The organism is Algoriphagus halophilus (assembly GCF_900129785.1).
Lineage (GTDB): Bacteria > Bacteroidota > Bacteroidia > Cytophagales > Cyclobacteriaceae > Algoriphagus > Algoriphagus halophilus.
In genome coordinates, this window is sequence record NZ_FSRC01000001.1 from 1,788,491 (window position 1) to 1,807,973 (window position 19,483).

The following is a 19,483-nucleotide window of genomic DNA, read 5'->3' on the forward strand; positions in this document are numbered from 1 at the left end:
CCTATAGTTCGACGCTGTTCAATAGGACAATTCAAAGGGTATTAGACAACCTTTTTTTATGCTTCTACAAAACCTAAATCAATCATTTTTGAGCTGAATTGAGCAGGAACTTCTACATAAATACGAACTCCTGTGGTACAGGTACATGCCAAACAAACAGCTGTTGGAGCCTCAGATTTAAACTTGAGTACTCGGGCATTCCTAATTCCCTCAGTTTGCAAATAATTGACCAGGTCTTTGCTAATTTGATTTTCGGAACCACCCTCTGGATTAATTGCCAGCCATGGATCCGCACAGCCTGTTTGGTTCCAGTAAAACTCCTTTCTGTTTTCATTGCCTTCAAGACAACTTTGAAAAACAAAAACAAAAGTGAAAAGAAGTAGAAAGATTTTGAGTTTACCCATTGCTTATCCGATCAGTTTACGAGATACATCCAAGACGGAAATCGCAAAGGACTGTTAATTTTATGTTCGGAATTAGCCGAAAAGTTTTTCTAAAATCTTATAAGTAATCAAATAAGTTGGCCTTACCCCTTCCATTCCAAGAGCTCCGGAAGCTAAGGTGCTTCCTGTTTCCAAAGGATTGTCAGAAGCATAGTAGGCATACAGTACTTTTACATTCGATTTGATACTCCTCCTGATTTTAGAGGCAGATTGTATGGCTTTTTGATAATGGGCACCTTCCATTTCCAGTCCAACCGCACTCCAACTTGATTTCATGAAGTAGGTCAAAATATCTCTATTCTGAAGAGAGGTACCCAACACGGTTATCATAGATCCTTGGTAGACCCCTAGGCCATATCCTTCAAAATCAGACTTCTTCAATTCATTTTTAAAAGGGTAATTGTCTGCTGTCCCCTCAAAAATATGTGAATTGGGAATCATTAAATCACCTTTTCCTCCGTAAAGAATTCCAGCTTTCCCCATGATACTGGTAGACTCCACGTTCAAAGGAATCGCTTTTTCACCTTTGTTAAATGGTTTCAAAAGCTCGTCAAAACACTCATAAGCCTGCTCTCCAAAAGCATAATCCATGACCACAAATACAGGTTTTTTCTCCTCCTCTTTGGGTAATTTGACTCCAGGAATCAATTCATCCTTTTCCAATAATGCCGTATCTATAATTTGAACGCCAATGTTGGTTCCAGATTCATCTGGTAAATCAATGAAACCATGCTTTTTGGCATAGTCAAAAATGGCTTTTCCTTTATTGGATTTGGCATTCACACTGATATCCATCACCACTTTCTCTATTTCCTCATAGCTCTTTAAGCTTAATAGTTGGTGTCCATAAATGGTGTTCAGAACCGAATGAAGATTAGCTGAAATCACATGAATAGGCCTTTTAAGGAGCTCATGCTCATCCAGAGCAAGCTTTATCCTCCTAGCCCAAAGTTCACCATAGACATGATGTCCTACGCGTTCTCTTAAGGTGGCCGAAAAAGAAATCTCTCGGTCCAAATTTTTTGTCTGTTCCTCTAAAGCAAGCCTACCCATGTGGTAAACAATGCTAAATAGACTATTTGAATTGGAGGATTTTTCAAATTTATCCACAGCACTTTTGGTCTCCTCGAAGGTCCTTCCTATTAAATGGCTCAAATAGGCACTGGCTGCTTCTTTTTCGAAAGGCTCGCCAGCATCTTCTTTTTTGACCAATTCTTCCAACATGATCCAGTTTTGGGAGATTTTGCCTTTTGGATCCGTGCTGTTATTTAGAATTTTTTTCGACTCAATGTACAAGAAAGTCAGGTGGGTTAAAATATCATAGATATCTGACCTCCCCCTGGTCATTTCCACATACATCACATGATCATCCAATCGATAGCAATTTCTCTTTCTTTTGGGAGGCACAATTGGAGTCAAATGAGAAGTTTCATATCCCTCTCTACTGATTAGGCGAACGTAGCGACATTCTTCAATTCCCCTTGGAAGTCTTTCCATTACGTAAAGTAGCCCATCCAATTCTATTTTTTCAGTGTCTGTAATGGTTCCATAGATTTCAGGACTCAGTACCATCAATGCATTGACAAGACTCTCACCGGAAATACCCATAGGCTTGTAACTACCTCTCGTGAAAAGGTGCCTCATGGTGATATACATCTTTTCAATGGCGGATCTAGATTCCTGGGCTCTTGTTCGCTTCATTGTAAGCATATTTACACTTTAATATTATTTCAAACTTTCCTTAAAGAATTTCTCCAATTTGTTCACTTTGGGCTTGATCACAAATTGACAATAGGGCTGATGTCCATTTCGGTTATAAAAATCCTGATGATAGTTTTCAGCAGGATAAAAACTCAACAGAGGAGCTATTTCTGTCACAATAGGAGTATCAAAAACATTAGACTCATTCAATTGTGATTTGAGATCACTGGCAATGGCCTTTTGAGACTCATTGATAAAATAAATGGCAGAACGATATTGAGGGCCGGAATCAGCTCCTTGTCTATTTAATGTAGTTGGATCATGTGTGGCAAAAAACACTTCTAAAATCTTATGGAGACTGATGGTTTTAGGATCAAAGTAAACCTGCACGACCTCCGCATGCCCTGTGGTACCCGTACAGATTTGATCATAAGTAGGTTGAGCGATGAGGCCATTTGAATATCCAGACACCACCGTCTTTACTCCTTCTAATCGCTGAAAAACTGCTTCTGTACACCAAAAGCAACCTGCACCTAAGGTGATTAATTCCAAACCTTCTGGGATGGATACTTCTGTTTCCGGTAATTTCAAATCCTTATCCATGATTCATTTTTGTTTGAAATAGAACAGATGATTTAGGATTTAGGTTTACCCAAACATCTTATTTTAATTGTCCGGTTAACAATGTCCTGATATAAGTCCGATGATCGTGGACCTTCTAGTTCAATTGTACTTTTCTGAAGTAAAGATTCGATAAGCAAAACTAACTCTGGGTAGAAATGTCTCCAGTCTTCTGGGTACATTTCCTGAATGATCAAATCTGGGTAAAAGAAGGACCTTTTCTTTTTCCTGCACATTTCCAAAAGGGCTGTCTTCAGGATATCCATTTTTATTAATTACAAATCATCACAAATGCCGGAGGCAAATTCTTTAAAGTAAAACTTGACTTCACAGAACTGAAATGCTTTTTGAATAGACCTTTCAACAAATAAGAATAACATATCTGAATAAAATACCCGCTACTACTTAGTGCACTTCTGCTTTGTCTTAAAATTTCATCTCTAATTTCAGGTGAGATAAAACTAAAAGGCAAAGAAGAAAAAATATAATCCACCTTTTTCCCGTCTAAATACAGGTGAATATTCTCAGCAGAATCATTGATGATTTTCACATTTTCCTGAGGAAATTGCTTTTTCATGGCATCACAAAATGAAGTGCTGATTTCAAATACCAATAATTCAGCATCAGGTGCCAAACGGTCAACAATTCCTTGTGTAATGCTTCCATCCCCGCCTCCCATTTCAACAATGAGTTTTGCATCTGAAAGATCGGAATAAGAAAGCATTTTGTTTACTAGCGATTTTGAACTAAAAGTCAACGCACCAGTTGTGCTCAAATTGCTGTAAAGTTCAAATAGAAGATCTGTTTTACTCATATAATTGATTTGACAGGTTGAAGATACCCGATTTTGCCCTATCTTTTCAGTCTTCACTCAAAAAGTTATAGATCAATTATGGCCCAAAAAGCCGAAATCAGGTCCAATTTACCCCTGAAAATTCAAACCACCTTAAGATTCTTCTGGGGGATGGGAATTGTCTTTTTATTTCTAATGCTGATTATCAGGATTTTAGAATTAAAATTAGTATTTGATAACCATCTATTAAATTTCGCAATATCTGATGTTATCATAGGAAGCTTACTGGAGGATGTAGGTTGGTACTTCTATTTTATGGGCTTACTGTTGATGGTCCATCTAATAGTTAGTTTATTCTCACCTAAGCTTGGAAGAGGATTAACCCTATCGATTTTTGTGCTAACCATTATTATCCATGTTGCGCTGATCAGTTACTTTCTAAAAACTTTACTGCCTCTAGGAAGTGATGTTTATGCTTATAGTATGGATGACCTACTAGCTACTGTACAGGCCTCAGGACAATTAAACTTTCTTACTGTTTTCTTAGGCATAGTTGGAGCCATCCTACTAGGATTGATCCTGTCTTTGGGCTACCGATTCATCAAATTGTCACTTAAGTCATATTTGGTTGTCAGCGGACTTACGTATGTATTTATTTTCTTCTATGTATTCTTCCCGATCACAGATACCAGCTCCGCAAATGAGAATAAAAGCAATGTGCAGGTAAACAAAACTCATTTTTTAACTCAAGCATCATTCAATTACTTCATGTTTGATGATAATTATTACTTTGATTTTTACCTGAGGCCTTCTGGCAATGATCTGGTGGTCAAGAAAGATTATTTTGATGATATCTATCCCTTTGTGCATCGTGCAGAATATCCGGATGTATTAAGTCCTTATTTTGATAGCTTGGAGTCCAAGCCAGATATCGTGTTCATTTTATTTGAAAGTTTAGGAAGAGCCTATTCGGGTCGGGATGCCTATTTAGGAAGCTTCACTCCTTTCTTGGACTCTTTGGCCAAATCCAGTTTAGTATGGGAAAATGCCATTTCCTCTACCGGTAGAACATTTGGAATACTCCCTGGAACCATGGCTGGCTTGCCTTTTGGAAAAAATGGGTTTTTGGAGTTTTCTCCAAACTACCCTCATCATGAGACCATTCTTAGTATTTTAAAAGAGAATGGCTATGAATTGAATTTCTTTATTGGAGCAGATCAAAACTTCGATAATGAAGGGAGTTTCTTGAATTATCAAGAAGTGGATTTAATAGTGGATCAACAAAGCTATGGTCCTGAATATGAAAAAACACCTTCTGAATCTGGCTTTTCATGGGGATATCCTGATAAGGCCATGTTTTCTAATGGACTAAGCAAGTTACCTCCATCCGATGAATCTCCTCAATTGCGTATTTTTCAGACCCAGACCTCTCATGACCCCTATATCGTTCCCAATCCAGAAATCTATCAACCTAAACTGCGAAATTACCTATCGAATGAACTAGGTTTTAGCGATTCCAAAGTCAGTGACTATTTATCCTACGAGAATATTTACATGACTTTGCTTTATGCAGATGATGCGGTTCGGGATTTCTTCAATGAATATAGAAAAAGGCCAGAGTTTGAGAATACCATTTTCATCATCACAGGTGACCACCGGCTTCCTGAAATTCCAATGGCTACTCGGTTGGATCGCTTCAGAGTTCCATTAATTATCTATTCACCAAAACTTAAGGGGCCAGCATCATTTAAAGGTGTGGTTTCCCATTGGGAAATTACCCCTTCTATATTATCCTTCCTCGAAAAACAGGTGAATGTAAACCTGCCGGAAGAGATGATCTGGCAAGGTCAGGTTTTGGACACAGCTAGCACATTCCAGTCCAATATTGCCATGCCTTTGATGAGGAATAAAAACCAATTACTTGATTACATTCATGGAGAATATTTCTTGTCAGATGGTCAATTATTCATCGTATCAGATGGATTGAATATTGATCCAATTGTAGATACTCAAAATCTAAATAGGATGACGGGAGAATTTGAAGAGTTTAAAAACCGGAATAATTACCTCATCCAAACCAATAAGTTGTTACCCGAAGATCTACCTGAAAATTAATTTTTGGAAGTATGGGCATCCTCCAGAATTTTCGAAGTAAGAGGATAATAATAGTTCCAGAAGAAGCTCTCCCGGTCTGTATAGTCAGTGACCAAATGCAGTCCTTTCCAAAAAAATGGAAGACCTGTAAACTTCGAGGAACCTAACTCTACCCGTAAATCGGAATAATCACCTGCTAAATAATATAATTTTCCTTTGCCATTGTCTTTGACCACAGATGCGGGAAAAAACCGAGGCAATCCCATACTTCTCAATTTTTCCAACCCTTCGGACGTAGGATTGATATCGTAATAGGAAATAACTTTGTAATCCCGCTCGATCAAAACCACATCAAACCAATCCGGATAGGGTACTACTTCAGGTAGCAATTCACTTAATGGATTGATCCTTTGGGAACGTATAAGAGGTATTTTATTTTGATAATCTTCCTCAAAAGTAAGGCCCTCTATCCTACCATCTTCATGAATGAAAACCAATCCTGGCCCAGAAGGCAACCAATTCCCATCATGTTGTTTTTTGTATTGAAATTTAATCCAATTGGGAACATCGGTATTTAGTAATGTGTCCATTTCATCAAAATACCTACCAATCCAGCCTGTCCACTGAATGCCCATTATGTTTTCAAATTCGGTCCTATTCTCCTTGGAAGTAGGACTTGCCATGGTATTGAATTCTGCTACAATGGTTTTCTCTTTATTCTTTGCCTCACGGATCAATTCAATATCTTTCTCATCTAACCCTCCATAGATTTTCTTAGGAACTAATGTGGTAGAATTGTTCTCCTCTTGCTCAGTCGTTTCCATTACCCCATAGGTATCAGTTATGTAAACCAAATCCAGATTTGATACTTTATCCTGAATCATTTGAGATGAATAGTTGGAAAGATCTTTGACTTCTGGCTTGGGCTTCTCACCAGCAGGATAATAGCCCAAGTAATCCACTTTCCTATCGTAAAAAGTCTGATCCCTTTTCGTGTATTTTTGATGGTTTAAAACCCAAAACAAACTGCTATGTTCTACCAAGCCAGGTCCTAAAACAGTTTTATCAATGATTAATAAATTCAGGTTTCTTTTAGGATAGAATTCCCAAATCCCGTAACTAATCAAAGGAAACAACACAAAAATGCCAATAATAGGCAAGGCACGTTTGAGATAGATTTTTAATTCTTCTGAGATCATATGAGAGTTCCTTAAAATCTATATTCCAAACCTAAAGTAAAGTTAAGGTCATTCCGGAAGTTATCCGAACTGATTTCATCCTTGCTATATCCAGTATATGCAGAAATCAGAAATCGTGGACTGATCAATTGCTGGTACCCCAATCTAGCTCGATAGGAGTTCAATAATTGACTCTGATCTCTATTTTCCTCATCTGGCGATACCCCGGAACTTAACTGGATACTGAAAAAGTCTTCAGCAGTTTTGAAATAATACCTCGCTTGAAAATTAGCCGATGTACTCACCTTTCCGTCATAAGGAATGACGTTCGCACGTAAGTTCAACCACCAGTTTCCAACATATTTACCCAATGATCCTGTGATGATATGGGTGGCTTCTGTGAAGCCCAGGTAACGATAGCCTCCTTCTAGCTCCCAGGCTTTATTCAAATTGAAATAGATGGAAGTTCCAAATCGGAATTTAGGAAAGAAACTAGCACCTGAGCCTCCGATATTGATATAGGCATATGCTTTTTCGCCTAATGAAGGGTAAGCATCCAATTCAAATAAGGTGCCTTGGGAATCAAATCTTGAGGATTGAGTTACCCTTGCTATCAAGGATCCCGTCAGCTTGGTTCGTGTTCTTCCATAAAATGAAAAGGTATTCCATGGAGAAATGGCACCATTGAAATTATCGTAATCGTAAGTGACACCAACAGCATTGGTCCTTCTCAGTCGTTGCAGGTTATTCATATAACCCAGTAATCCCTCCTGATTATAATCCTTTTCAAAAAGCTCCTCTGCTATTTCATATGCTTCATCATAAGACTCCCTGAAATAATATAGGCGAGACTCTTTGTACTTCAAATTATCAGGTAATTCCTCATTGAAGTTGGATTTTGCTTTAGCAAGCACCTCATCAGCTTGATCATAGTCTCCTGCCCACATCAAATTATCCAAATACGCTGAATATCCGTCGGAATAAGTAGGGGATGCAATGATGGCTCGCTCTAAGTAAATAGAGGCAGAATCATTTTTCCCCTCCCAAGCATAACTTCTTCCCACGAGAATCAAAATATCTGCGTAGTCAGGATATTTTTCCAAAGCCCTAAAAGCAATTTTTCTTCCTTCCTGATATTTCTTGTCAAATATGAGTGTTCTCGCTTCTTTCAGTAGCTCATCAGGATCAAATGAATCCTGGGCCATCAGCGAACCGAAACTTAAAAATGCAATAAGAAGTAGGGATACATTTTTTTTCATGGATTAAACATTCGTTTCTGGTTCAAATTTCTTTCGATCTTCAGATTTCTTAAATCCAGTCCGGATCATCTGGCCCCATCCACCTTTACCTTTGATAAAGTCGATATGACCCTTCAAACCCCATAAGACTACCTTTGGATGAATGATAAATGGTTCAATTAATACGGTGAATATTAATTTATTGAGGTCTTTTTTATCCTTGTAATTGTGAAATGCAATTTGCTCATATAAAATGCTGAACGAGGAAACCAGTAAGGAAAGCAGATACAGCATGGAATACAATGCGATGAAATAGAAGGCACTGAAATCACCAATAACGATCAAAGTCAAGGTATAGAGCACACCCAAAAGCTCCACAATAGGTGCAAATTTTTCAAATGCACTCCAATAGGGATAAGAAAGTAACCCCAACACTCCATATCTTGGATTCAGTTTTACCACCTTATGAAGTTGTAAGGTTTCAATGGTTCCTCGAATCCATCGGTTTCTCTGACGGGATAAAACAGACTCATCTTCTGGTACTTCCGTCCAACATAATGGATCAGGAACAAAGCCCACTTTATAGGGGATTTTACGTTCTTCCATGTACCGACGCATCCTTACCACTAATTCCATGTCCTCTCCCACAGTTTTGGGAAAATACCCTCCTACTGCCAATACCAAGTCTCTTTTAAAAAATCCAAAAGCACCAGAAATAAGCATAAGACCATTAATTCTGGTCCATGCCATCCTTCCCATCAAAAATGCCCTGAAATATTCTATCACTTGAAATCTTCCTAGCAGGGTAGTTGGAATTCGATATTTGGTTACAGTACCATCTTGAACATCACAGTTATTTGCAATACCTATAGCCCCTCCCACAGCAATTACTTTTCTGTTGGTCTCCTCCATAAATGGTCTGACCATTCTGGTAAGTGACTCATGAGAAAGGATACAATCCACATCGATACAGGAGATGATTTCCATGGATGCCAAATTGATTCCTGAATTTAATGCATCTGCCTTTCCCCCATTTTCCTTATCGATGACCAACAGTTTGCTAAAGGATTCATTTTTAGATTTATAAACACCTTTTACAGGTTTACATTCAATTTGGTAATTGTATGCATAATTGGTTTTAACCAACTCGAAAGCATCAATCAACTTTTGAAGGGTATCGTCCTTTGAACCATCGTTGATGATGATCACTTCAAATTTCCCATAATGCAAGGACATCAAACTCTTTGCATTCTGTACGATATTTTGGCCTTCATTAAAAGCCGGTGCTACAATGGAAACTCCCGGAGCTATAGGGGAAGTAATAATATCTTGGTAATCAGCAAAGCGATTTCTACGTAAATGATCCCTTAACTCCAAGGCACTCAAAAACATGGTAGTCAGGTAAATAATGATTACCGAAAAACTCACTACTAGGAAAAAAACTCCAAGTACTTCCAACAGAAAATAAAATAGGAAACTATACATGCTGTAAGAGAGGGTCTACAAGGTGAGCATGTATTTGGCTCAATTCCAAGTCATTGGATTTGGAGATATATTCCTGATACATGGATTGATCCAGCTTCAATAGATTTTCTAAGAATAGCATCTTCAATTGAAAATTGGGTTGTTCATTTAAAAGCTCAATTAATATATGGGCAGACACTTGATCCCCAATCACCCCTGAAGCTTTTGCTGCAGCTACAACGAGATCTGGATTGTCAGACCTCAGACATTGATTGACAAATGTTGCCTCGGTATGAATCCCAATGATTTGATAAGTTTTTAAAATCTCTATTTTTTCCACATCATCTACCTTTGGGGCAAGCTCTGCTAATTGACCTACCAATTCTACCCGACCAAGCATTCTTACCAGCTTATATCCAAATAGCCTAATGGTTTGATTTTCTCCATAAAAGAGGGTGTCTATTTTCAGGGACTTTTGGATATGTAGGTATTTAATTATCCGCAAATAATTCATCTGCTGCCATCTTGATAATGGGTAGGATTGTTTTTTAATGGTGGATAAATCAACCTTTTCAGACAAATTTAAAAGCGTTGCGATGGATTGAGAACGGATGTAGAAGTTGGAGGCATTGGTCAATTCCCTCACCTGAGGCAAGGCTTCCACCAGGTCCATTTCATTGATTTCTACCAAACCTCTTGTCACTACATCCCATCTTTTACTTTTAAGATTTTGAAAGGAAATAACATCCAATTTAAATTTCTTATAAAGTGATTTTAGCTTATCCTTAAAATCCCCTTTCATCTTTTTATTCAAAGAGATGATTTTCTCTATCAAAACTTCTTTGAACAGTTTTTTCTTAAAATCCTTTTCTGGAAAAATGGCGTAGATATCAGCATCTCTCATTAATTCGATCTCCTCTTCCGACTTTTCAAAGAGGACTGCGGACAAAGGACCGATGATTTGAGCTTCATATTTTTCTTTTAATGCTTCGATTTTGGAATGTCTGGTTTTGATCACCAACATAAATAGAATCATTCCAATGGCCATGATTAAAAAGAATACGATTAAACTGACTACAATTACCAATTTGAAGTCAGAGAAAAAATGAAACCTATATTTTACCATAGGTTCATAGGGAACCAAATTGGCGAGCATCACTAACTCATCACCAACTTCAGGGCTTGATTCAGGAATAAAAATATCCTGATTTCTCCAAAGGTTACTTACATAATCTTGGGTAGCTTGGTAATCCGAGATTTCTTCATAAACCAAAAACTCTGGTTGAAGTAAAGGGGAATCAACTGCAAGGTATTCTGCACCTGCCGCATACCAAGAAGAAAAATTAGGATAGGTTTTTGAAACCCAGGTAGAATTATCAAGTTGACTGAATTGAAAGGTAGAATCTGATAATAAGGCTTCATAACCTTCTTTCAATTCCAATTTATAGCGGTATTCCAAAGAAGGAATTTCTTCTTGTTGTTCTAAAAACTTAAAAAAGGTAGTGGAATCCCTATAAGGTAAACTGTCTTGGGCAAAAGACACTCCAAGACTGATTGTATGTAATAGAACAATACTAAAACCTAGCGTAAAGAGTTTTCCCATATATTACCTGATAATACGTTTTACCCGAATTGCTAATTCATTGGGATTAAAAGGCTTCGGAATAAAATCAGCCACGCCAAGATTAAATGCTTCCAATACAATTTTTTCCTCTTCACCTAATGAACTCAATACAATGATGGGAGTGTCTGGTTTATTTTTTCTTGCATAGTGAATGATTTCAATGCCACTCTTAAAGGGCATCATCACATCTGTAATGATTAAATCAGGATCAAAACTTTCAATAGCTTTGGTCCCTTCATTACCGTCTTGAACAAGATGCGTGATATACCCATCTTTTTTCAACCGAAACTCCACTAAGCTAGAAATCAATAAATCATCCTCAATAATCAGGATTTTTTTCATAATAATCAGGGTGAACTGGTGCCTAAAGATAACATACTGAAACTAATTACAATAAGGATTTACCATTCAAATACTTTTTTCAAACAGTGAATGTATTTAGAGTTTAAGAATTAGTATTTCAAACACCTTGAATAGCCATTGATCAAAAAAATAGCTATAAAAAATAATTAACAAAGGATTCTGTGAAGCCTTTTGTTAGCTTGCTAGATATGTTTAACCATCAATCAATATGAAAAAAACACTACTTAAAGCAGGTGTTCTAGGTTTATTGGTCGCTGGATGGTTTTCTACCAACTCTCTTTATGCACAAAGTGATCCTACAGGTAAAAAACCCGTCACCAGCACCTATGCAATTACAAACGCAACAGTAATTACAGCACCTGGCGCATCTGGAACGAAAGCTACGGTTCTGATTAAGGACGGGGTCATTCAAGGAGTAGGCTCCAACTTGAACATACCATCAGAAGCCCAAGTTATCGCAGGAGATTCACTATTCATTTACCCTGGATTTATCGATGGAGGAAGTGATGCAGGAATTACTGCACCTAAAGATCCAGAAAGACCTAAAGATTTTGTTTCGGCAAACCCACCGGATGAAATTGCAGGAATAACTCCATGGAGATCTGCTGTGGATCAGTATGCTGCAGATGATAAAAGTGTAGAGGATTTCAGAAAAGCTGGCTTTACAGTCGCTCAGATTTTACCGGATGGTGGAATGATAGCCGGAAAAGCTGCAGTGGTGGTTTTCGGTTCTGAATACTCTACCAACGTCTTGAAAACAAATACTGCGTTGGTCTCTAGTTTTAGAGGCGCAAGAGGAATGTACCCTGGCACTGCTGTAGGTGTCATGGCCAAATTCAGAGATATCTATCAAAACACGAAATTATCACAAGGAAGAAGCAATCAATACCAGACAGCTTCTGGAGTAGTGAGACCTGAATTCAATCCTACCTACCAAGCGATGATGGAAGTAATCAATGGTCAAACACCAGTGATGTATACTGCTCCGTCTGAACTGGAAGTTAGAAGAGCATTAAGCTTACAGAAAGAATTGGGCTTCAAATTGATCCTAACTGGCTTAAATGATTACGCCAATGTGATCGATGTGATTAAAGCTGCAAATGTACCGGTATTAATCAGTTTGGAAATTCCAGATGATAAAGCGATCAAAGCTCAAAAAGAAGAGGTAGATGAAGCTACCAAAGCGCAATACTCCAGAGTTCAGGAAGCGTATGATAACGCAATCAAGCAAGCAGGCTTATTGGAAGAAGCAGGAGTTCCATTTGCATTCACTACCAAAGGCACTAAATCTGGAGATGTCATGAAAGCGCTTAGCTCAATGATTGAGCATGGACTTAGCGAAGAAGGTGCTTTAGCGGCTTTGACCACCAATGCAGCAAATGTGTTGGGAATGAGCAGAGTGGCTGGTACCATCGAAAAAGGTAAAATGGCCAATTTGGTAATTACCACTGATCAACTATTTGCAGAAGACAGCCAAATAAAGCATGTGGTGGTTGACGGGTACATTTTTGATTTTGATACCAAACCAAAGAAAAAAGCCAGCAACGGTGATGCTGAAGGTGCCGCCAAAGTTGCAGGAAACTGGGATTACGAGACTGAATCACCTGCTGGAAGTTCTGGAGGTACCTTTGAAATTATTCAAGATGGATCCAGTTATACTGGTACCATTACCTTGGACAACCCTGCTGGAGCGGGTAAAATAAATACTGATTTAGAAGATATCAATGTCAATGGAAAGAACTTGACATTCTCCTTCAATATTGATGCGGGAGGAGACGAAATTACCATCAATGTTTCTGGAGAAGTAGAAGGAGAAAGTTACGATGGCACCATGTCGGTTGCTCAATTCGGTTCATTCCCCTTTACAGCAACACTTAACCCAACCTTAATCGCAATCAAGTAAAGACATGAAAAAATTCAATTATTTTCTTGCTGCTTTGTTGGGACTGAGTATTACTTATGCTTCAGCTCAAACCAAAAAAGGTAGCGTACTGATAAAAAATGCAACCGTATTGACCGTAACTGAAGGAACTCTTGAAAATTCCGATGTTTTGGTTCAAGACGGTATCATCCAACAAGTGGGTCAAAACCTTTCTGCTCCTTCCGGAGTGGAGACGGTGGATGCCACAGGCAAATACCTGATGCCAGGTATCATCGATGCACACTCCCATGTGGCATTAGATGTAGTCAATGAAGCCACTGCTCCTATTGTAGCAGAGGTAAGAATGAGAGATGTAGTGAACCCATTCGAAGTAGGAATCTACAGGGCTTTGGCTGGTGGTGTAACCATCTCCCATGCCATGCACGGTTCTGCCAATGTAGTGGGTGGGCAAAACGTGACGTTAAAACATCGTTGGGGTTCTGAAGATCCTGCTGATATCATCATGCAAGATGCCCCAAGAACGATCAAATTTGCATTGGGAGAAAACCCAACCAGAGTGCATGGTAGAGGAAGAGGAATCCAACCAAGAACTAGAATGGGTGTGGAAGCTATCCTAAGAAATGGGTTCAATGAAGCACTACAGTACAAAAAAGCTTGGGAAGACTACAATCAAGCATCCTCTCAAAAAGGAAATACGCAAGTTGCTCCAGAGTACGATGAGCGTCTTCAGACTTTGGTTGATATCCTGGATGGAAAGATCATCATTCACTGTCACTCCTACCGGGCTGATGAAATCTACATGTTGATCAATGTGGCAAGAGACTTTGGTATTACCAAACTGGTATTCCAACACACCAACGAAGGCTTTAAAGTAGCCCCTGAAATTGCAGAATACACCATGGGTGCTTCTGTATTTGCAGACTGGTGGGCTTACAAGTTTGAGGTGTACTACTCTACTGCTTTCAATGCGGCAATTCTTACCGAGAACGGTGCGATTACTTCTATCAACTCTGATTCCGCTGAATTGATCCGTCACTTATACCATGAAGCTGCAAAAACCCAGCGCTATGGGGGAATGACGGATGAACAGGCACTTTCTATGATTACGATCAATCCAGCGAGACAATTGGGAATTGCTGACAAAGTAGGTTCTATTGAAGTAGGTAAGCAGGCTGATTTGGTCTTATTTGAAGGTCATCCTTTATCCGTATATGCAAAACCTCAGCAAACCTATGTTGACGGAGTAAAATACTTTGATATCGAAACAGACGAAGATGATCAGCGATTAAGAGTAAGTCCTACTGAAATGGTTGAACCGATTTATATGATTGAAGAAGATCATCAATGTATGCAGGGAACAGAGTTGTATTTCTCTGACATTTCCAAAACTTTATTTAACATCAATTATTAATTCTCCAAAATCAATAGAAGACATGAAAAGAATGACTAAAGCCTTTTTCGCCTTCCTGATAGCCTTTTTGCCACTAATGGCAATGGCTCAGATTGATGGGGAATTTGTAAAACCTCGAACAGGAAAGTTCTTGTTGCAAAATGCAACCGTGGTGACCATCACCAAAGGCACATTGTCCAATACTTCGGTATTGGTAGAAGATGGAAAAATTGCCCAAGTGGGAACAAATATCTCCGCAGATGGAGCAGAAGTGATCGATTGTACTGGAATGTTTATCTATCCAGGTATGATTGACAGTGGCACCAGACTAGGTTTGGTGGAAGTAAGCTCTGTAGCAGAAACCAATGATTATTCTGAAGTAGGGAATGTATCTCCTAATATGCAGGCCTTGACCGCGGTCAACCCTAATTCTGAAGCCATCCCGGTTACCCGAGTTTCTGGGGTTACTACCACCCTGACCATCCCTTCCGGGGGGCTGTTTCCAGGTACTGCTGCATTGATCAATTTAGTAGGATATACTCCGGATCAAATGTATGCTGGTTTCAAAGCTGTGGTAATGAACTTCCCTTCTTCAGCTAGAAGAGGGAGATTTGATAGAAGATCTGATGATGACATCAAAAAGGATAATGAAAAAGCACTAAAAGAAGCCAATGAGGTTTGGGAGAAAGCCAAGACCTATCATCAGCTTAAAAGTTCAGGTGCTACTTTAGAATACTATCCAGAAATGGATCAGATGGCAAAAGTTATTTCTGGTGAATTACCTATGATGATCGAAGTAAATGCAGCAGGCGACATCCAAAATGCATTGAAGTGGATTGAAGGTAAAGATGCAAAATTCATCTTCTCTGGTGTAGCAGAAGGATGGAGAGTAGCGGATGAAATTGCCGAAGCAGGAATTCCAGTTTTGGCGGGGCCAGTACAAGAACTTCCTACCCGTCAGTCAGATCGCTATGATGCTGCCTATTCTAATCCAGGTAAAATGGCGAAGGCTGGTGTGAAAGTCGCGATTAGAACCAACGAAGAAGAAAACGTAAGAAACCTTCCTTTCCATGCTGCATTTGCTGCTGCTTACGGAATGGGTAAAGAGGAAGCTTGGAAAGCAGTAACCATCAATCCAGCTGAAATCTTCGGTTTATCAGATAGGTATGGTTCCGTGGAAGCGGGCAAAGTGGCCAACTTGATCGTTTCTACCGATGATCCATTTGAGACAAAAGCTCAAATTATGCATGTATTCATCAATGGATATAGAATTCCATTGTCCAATAGACATATTAGATTGTACCAAGAGTTTTTGGAGCGTTCTCCAGGACTAAAGGCTAATTAAGGTCTATTGTTTCCAATAAAACTATAGTAAGCCCCAACTGTCAGGTTGGGGTTTCTTGTAGTTTTTTTTTGCTTTATATTCCCACATGAAGAAAAGCTATTCTTTACTGATCCCCCTACTCTCTCTTGCTTTTGCATGTCAACAAAACCATGACAAAGAAGTACAAGATTTAATTGAAACTTATCGCTCAGAATTGGCTCCAGACAAACGGGTGGCGCTCTGGAACATTCAATTCGAAAATGATTCTTTGAAAGGTGAAACAGATCAAATAGCAGGTTTGGGAAACTTTCTTGCCGAATTGAATCAGCAGGAAATCAAGTATGTAAATGCAGTCAATCAATTGCCTGATGAATCTCTAGGTGATAATACCAAAGCATTGGTGACCATCTCAGTAGCCAATATTAGAAGTAACCCAAAGCATTCAGCAGAATTGGCTACTCAAGCATTGATGGGAACTCCATTAAATGTATTGAAAGAGTCAGATGGATGGTTTTTGGTGCAAACTCCAGATGGCTACTTATCATGGGTAGATCGTGCGGGGATTCAATTGATGAGTCCTGAAGAATTAGAAGAATGGCATGTTCGACCGAAAGTAGTTTATACCAAATTAACTGGCCATGTTTGGACCAATCCTGCCCAAGAGGAAATGGTTTCTGATGTAGTAGCCGGAGATATTTTGACTTTCGAAGGGGAAAATCATAATTACCTGGAAGTTAGCTTACCGGATGGCAGAAAAGGCTATATTCCGTCCAGTGAAAGTATGCTGATGGAGAATTGGCTGGCTACTAGAAGTACCAATCCAGATCAATTGATTTCAACTGCCAAGCAAATGCTGGGTGTGCCTTATTTGTGGGGAGGAACTTCCATCAAAGGAGTGGATTGTAGTGGTTTCACCAAAACCATTTATTACCTCAATGGACAGGTGATTCCAAGAGATGCATCTCAACAAGTGCACGAAGGAGAAGAAGTAGATACCGATAAAAACTGGGAAAATTTGGAAGTAGGTGACCTCCTATTCTTTGGAGAGAAAGCCACCGAGGATAAAAAAGAGCGAGTGGTCCATGTAGGAATGTGGATCGGAAACAATGAATTCATCCATTCCAGAGGCAGAGTAAGAATCTCAAGTTTTGACCCAAATAGCCCCAATTTCGATGAGTACGAACTCAATCGATATTTAAGAACCAAACGAATTATCAACCAAAAATCTGACGGGGTTATTTCCGTCTCCGAACTTTTGAACAATGAGTAAATTTAAATTCAAACCCAAGAAATCCTTGGTTTTAGGAACCTTGGCTTTAGCACTTTCTGCTCAAGCTCAAGATGGTTTTTTTCAAAGTCATTTGGATAAGCAGAAAGCCATTGAAAAAGAGTACCTGGATGCAGTGGATTTTAGCAGTTTCAAAGTACACTTGAAAGAAATTACTAAAAACCCACACATTGCGGGAACTCCAGAAAATGAACTGGTTCAGCAATACATGGCTAAGGTAATGACGGATGCTGGCATGGATACAAAATTGTATCCTTATGATGTATACCTCCCCAATCATCCTGGAGAATCTCATTTGGAAATTGTATCTCCAGTGAAAATGACGCTTTCCCAACAAGAAGCGATTTTGGATGAGGATCCTTTTTCTGCAGATAAGAGATTGTACTTAGGGTTCAATGCGTTCTCTGGTTCAGGAGATGTGACCGCAGAAGTGGTGTATGTCAATTATGGAACAAGAGAGGACTTTGCGAAGCTCAAAGAAATGGGGGTTGACTTGACAGGAAAAGTGGTGATCGCTCGATACGGGGGTAACTTCCGAGGGTATAAAGCCAAGTATGCGGAAGAAGCTGGAGCCATTGGGTTAGTGGTTTACACAGATCCGAAAGATAATGGGTATGTCAGAGGAGATGTTTATCCAGATGGTCCTTATTACAATGAAACCACGATCCAACGAGGATCTATGTTGACCTTGGACTGGACTGGAGATCCATTGACTCCCAATGAGCCTGCTTTACCTCTAGATGGAGATAAAAAAGTAAAAAGATTAGATCCCAAAGAGGTGGATTTTCATACTATCCCAGTAACACCAATTGGATATGGTGCTGCCAAAGAAATCTTGTCGAGAATGAAGGGGCAGGCTGTTCCTGAAGCTTGGCAGGGAGGTTTACCTTTTGATTATAAAATCGAAGGTGGCTCTGACTTGAAAGTTCGAGTTATGGTAGATCAACCAGTTGATTTTATCCGTGCGAATAATGTGGTGGGTACCTTCAAAGGTTCTAAATATCCTGACGAATGGATCATCTTGGGTGCCCATTTTGATGCATGGAGCTTTGGAGCTACAGATCCTAATTCAGGTACTGCGATGCTACTTACCTTAGCGGAGGCCATAGGCAAATTGGTGAAAGAAGGAAAAGCTCCAGAAAGATCTATTATGATCGGTCATTGGGATGCAGAAGAGCAAGGAGTGATCGGTTCTACAGAATGGGTAGAACATATGAGAGATGAGCTAAAGGCAAATGCGGTAGCCTATATGAACTTTGATGGTGGGGTGAATGGAAGAAACTTTGGAGCATCTGCTGCTCCTACGTTGAAGAAAATCATCATGGATGCGGCCAAAGATGTGGCTTATCCAGATTCTTCCAAAACTGTTTATGAAGTTTGGGCGGGAAAAAACAAGGAACCAAGAATGGGTAACTTGGGTGGTGGTTCAGACCATATTGCCTTTTATATGCATGTGGGTGTACCGAGTCTAGGTGGTGGTACTGGAGGAATGACTCCATACCATTCCAACTATGATAATTTCCACTACTACAGCAAATTCGTGGACCCTAGCTTTAAAATGGGAGGAACTGTTGCTCAGGTATTTGGTTTGGTAGCTTTGAGACTGGCCAATGGAGATGTGATTCCTTATGACGTGCCTCGCTATGCGCAGGATTTGAAAGGTCATTTCGAAAATGCGGTAAAAAATGTGCAGACCATTGCTCCAGATTTCCAAGAGTTTGATCAGGCAAATGCTGCATTGGCTCAATTGGAAGCAAGTTCTACATCTTATCAAACCGCTTTGGAAGCAGCATTGGCCAAGGGGTCAATTTCTGAAAAAAAATTAAAGAAAATCAACGAGGAATTGATCGGTTTGGAAAAAAGCTGGATAGACCCGAAAGGGATGTATTATGGTGAATGGTACAAATCCTTATATGTATGTAACGATCCATTCTCTGGATATGCTTCTTGGATCTTACCGGGAATCCAGTATGAGGTAGCGATCAACCGCACCGAAAAATTGGAGGAATGGGATAGCCGTTATGCAAAAGCAATATCGAATTTGCGAAAGAAAATAGATAAGATTACGAAATCACTGTAA

At 39.3% G+C, this 19,483-nt stretch carries 15 protein-coding genes; 6 read left to right on the forward strand and 9 right to left on the reverse strand.

All coding sequences use genetic code 11. The annotated features are described in order from the left end of the window. Positions 1-56: 56 nt before the first annotated feature. From BUR11_RS07545 to BUR11_RS07560, 4 genes are all read right to left on the reverse strand, one after another. Positions 57-404 (reverse strand): hypothetical protein, encoded by a 348-nt coding sequence (locus BUR11_RS07545; protein WP_074224201.1) that lies wholly within the window; start codon positions 402-404, stop codon positions 57-59. 72 nt (positions 405-476) lie between these two features. Continuing rightward, positions 477-2,144, reverse strand: coding sequence for a DUF6909 family protein (locus BUR11_RS07550; protein ID WP_074225166.1), 1,668 nt, complete (start codon positions 2,142-2,144; stop codon positions 477-479). Between the two features lie 24 nt (positions 2,145-2,168). Then, positions 2,169-2,747: a peptide-methionine (S)-S-oxide reductase MsrA gene (gene msrA, locus BUR11_RS07555; RefSeq protein ID WP_074224202.1), complete on the reverse strand. Its 579-nt coding sequence runs from the start codon at positions 2,745-2,747 to the stop codon at positions 2,169-2,171. Positions 2,748-3,036: 289 nt separating this feature from the next. After that, complete coding sequence (locus BUR11_RS07560) at positions 3,037-3,579, reverse strand: class I SAM-dependent methyltransferase (RefSeq protein ID WP_074225167.1); 543 nt, start codon at positions 3,577-3,579, stop codon at positions 3,037-3,039. Between the two features lie 78 nt (positions 3,580-3,657). On the opposite strand from BUR11_RS07560, the gene BUR11_RS07565 reads away from it, so the two are divergent. Beyond that, on the forward strand, positions 3,658-5,673 hold the full coding sequence (locus tag BUR11_RS07565; protein WP_074224203.1) for an LTA synthase family protein: 2,016 nt from the start codon (positions 3,658-3,660) through the stop codon (positions 5,671-5,673). Here the strand turns inward: BUR11_RS07565 and BUR11_RS07570 are convergent. From BUR11_RS07570 to BUR11_RS07590, 5 genes are read right to left on the reverse strand one after another with little or no spacing between them, the layout of a single operon-like run. Then, complete coding sequence (locus tag BUR11_RS07570) at positions 5,670-6,851, reverse strand: hypothetical protein (protein ID WP_074224205.1); 1,182 nt, start codon at positions 6,849-6,851, stop codon at positions 5,670-5,672. The two genes, BUR11_RS07565 and BUR11_RS07570, sit on opposite strands and share 4 nt — an antisense overlap. A gap of 11 nt (positions 6,852-6,862) precedes the next feature. Next, the gene (locus BUR11_RS07575; protein WP_074224207.1) at positions 6,863-8,089 is read right to left on the reverse strand and encodes a YaiO family outer membrane beta-barrel protein; all 1,227 of its coding nucleotides are present in this window, start codon (positions 8,087-8,089) and stop codon (positions 6,863-6,865) included. Positions 8,090-8,092: 3 nt separating this feature from the next. Next, positions 8,093-9,553: a glycosyltransferase family 2 protein gene (locus tag BUR11_RS07580; protein WP_074224208.1), complete on the reverse strand. Its 1,461-nt coding sequence runs from the start codon at positions 9,551-9,553 to the stop codon at positions 8,093-8,095. Beyond that, on the reverse strand, positions 9,546-11,135 hold the full coding sequence (locus BUR11_RS07585) for a hypothetical protein (RefSeq protein WP_074224209.1): 1,590 nt from the start codon (positions 11,133-11,135) through the stop codon (positions 9,546-9,548). Before BUR11_RS07585 ends, BUR11_RS07580 begins: the two co-directional genes overlap by 8 nt. 3 nt (positions 11,136-11,138) lie before the next feature. Next, the gene (locus BUR11_RS07590) at positions 11,139-11,498 is read right to left on the reverse strand and encodes a response regulator transcription factor (RefSeq protein WP_074224210.1); all 360 of its coding nucleotides are present in this window, start codon (positions 11,496-11,498) and stop codon (positions 11,139-11,141) included. Positions 11,499-11,727: 229 nt separating this feature from the next. On the opposite strand from BUR11_RS07590, the gene BUR11_RS07595 reads away from it, so the two are divergent. The 5 genes from BUR11_RS07595 (at position 11,728) to BUR11_RS07615 (ending at position 19,483) form a co-directional block, all read left to right on the forward strand. Continuing rightward, a complete protein-coding gene (locus BUR11_RS07595) occupies positions 11,728-13,422 on the forward strand; it encodes an amidohydrolase family protein (RefSeq protein WP_074224212.1) in 1,695 nt (564 codons plus the stop codon). A 4-nt stretch (positions 13,423-13,426) separates the two neighbouring features. Then, on the forward strand, positions 13,427-14,812 hold the full coding sequence (locus BUR11_RS07600) for an amidohydrolase (protein WP_074224213.1): 1,386 nt from the start codon (positions 13,427-13,429) through the stop codon (positions 14,810-14,812). A 22-nt stretch (positions 14,813-14,834) separates the two neighbouring features. Next, a complete protein-coding gene (locus tag BUR11_RS07605) occupies positions 14,835-16,136 on the forward strand; it encodes an amidohydrolase family protein (protein ID WP_074224215.1) in 1,302 nt (433 codons plus the stop codon). 85 nt (positions 16,137-16,221) lie between these two features. Then, a complete protein-coding gene (locus tag BUR11_RS07610; RefSeq protein WP_074224217.1) occupies positions 16,222-17,385 on the forward strand; it encodes a C40 family peptidase in 1,164 nt (387 codons plus the stop codon). Continuing rightward, entirely contained in the window at positions 17,378-19,483 is a 2,106-nt protein-coding gene (locus BUR11_RS07615) for a M28 family peptidase (RefSeq protein WP_074224218.1), read from the forward strand. The genes BUR11_RS07610 and BUR11_RS07615 overlap by 8 nt, the downstream gene beginning before the upstream one ends.

Coding starts and splice junctions, on each gene's coding strand:
- BUR11_RS07570 (WP_074224205.1), bottom strand. CDS start 6,851: ATGATCTCAGAAGAATTAAAAATCTATCTCAAACGTGCCTTGCCTATT.
- BUR11_RS07575 (WP_074224207.1), bottom strand. CDS start 8,089: ATGAAAAAAAATGTATCCCTACTTCTTATTGCATTTTTAAGTTTCGGT.
- BUR11_RS07585 (WP_074224209.1), bottom strand. CDS start 11,135: ATGGGAAAACTCTTTACGCTAGGTTTTAGTATTGTTCTATTACATACA.
- BUR11_RS07610 (WP_074224217.1), top strand. CDS start 16,222: ATGAAGAAAAGCTATTCTTTACTGATCCCCCTACTCTCTCTTGCTTTT.
- BUR11_RS07590 (WP_074224210.1), bottom strand. CDS start 11,498: ATGAAAAAAATCCTGATTATTGAGGATGATTTATTGATTTCTAGCTTA.
- msrA (WP_074224202.1), bottom strand. CDS start 2,747: ATGGATAAGGATTTGAAATTACCGGAAACAGAAGTATCCATCCCAGAA.
- BUR11_RS07545 (WP_074224201.1), bottom strand. CDS start 404: ATGGGTAAACTCAAAATCTTTCTACTTCTTTTCACTTTTGTTTTTGTT.
- BUR11_RS07605 (WP_074224215.1), top strand. CDS start 14,835: ATGAAAAGAATGACTAAAGCCTTTTTCGCCTTCCTGATAGCCTTTTTG.
- BUR11_RS07580 (WP_074224208.1), bottom strand. CDS start 9,553: ATGTATAGTTTCCTATTTTATTTTCTGTTGGAAGTACTTGGAGTTTTT.
- BUR11_RS07560 (WP_074225167.1), bottom strand. CDS start 3,579: ATGAGTAAAACAGATCTTCTATTTGAACTTTACAGCAATTTGAGCACA.
- BUR11_RS07565 (WP_074224203.1), top strand. CDS start 3,658: ATGGCCCAAAAAGCCGAAATCAGGTCCAATTTACCCCTGAAAATTCAA.
- BUR11_RS07600 (WP_074224213.1), top strand. CDS start 13,427: ATGAAAAAATTCAATTATTTTCTTGCTGCTTTGTTGGGACTGAGTATT.
- BUR11_RS07595 (WP_074224212.1), top strand. CDS start 11,728: ATGAAAAAAACACTACTTAAAGCAGGTGTTCTAGGTTTATTGGTCGCT.
- BUR11_RS07550 (WP_074225166.1), bottom strand. CDS start 2,144: ATGAAGCGAACAAGAGCCCAGGAATCTAGATCCGCCATTGAAAAGATG.
- BUR11_RS07615 (WP_074224218.1), top strand. CDS start 17,378: ATGAGTAAATTTAAATTCAAACCCAAGAAATCCTTGGTTTTAGGAACC.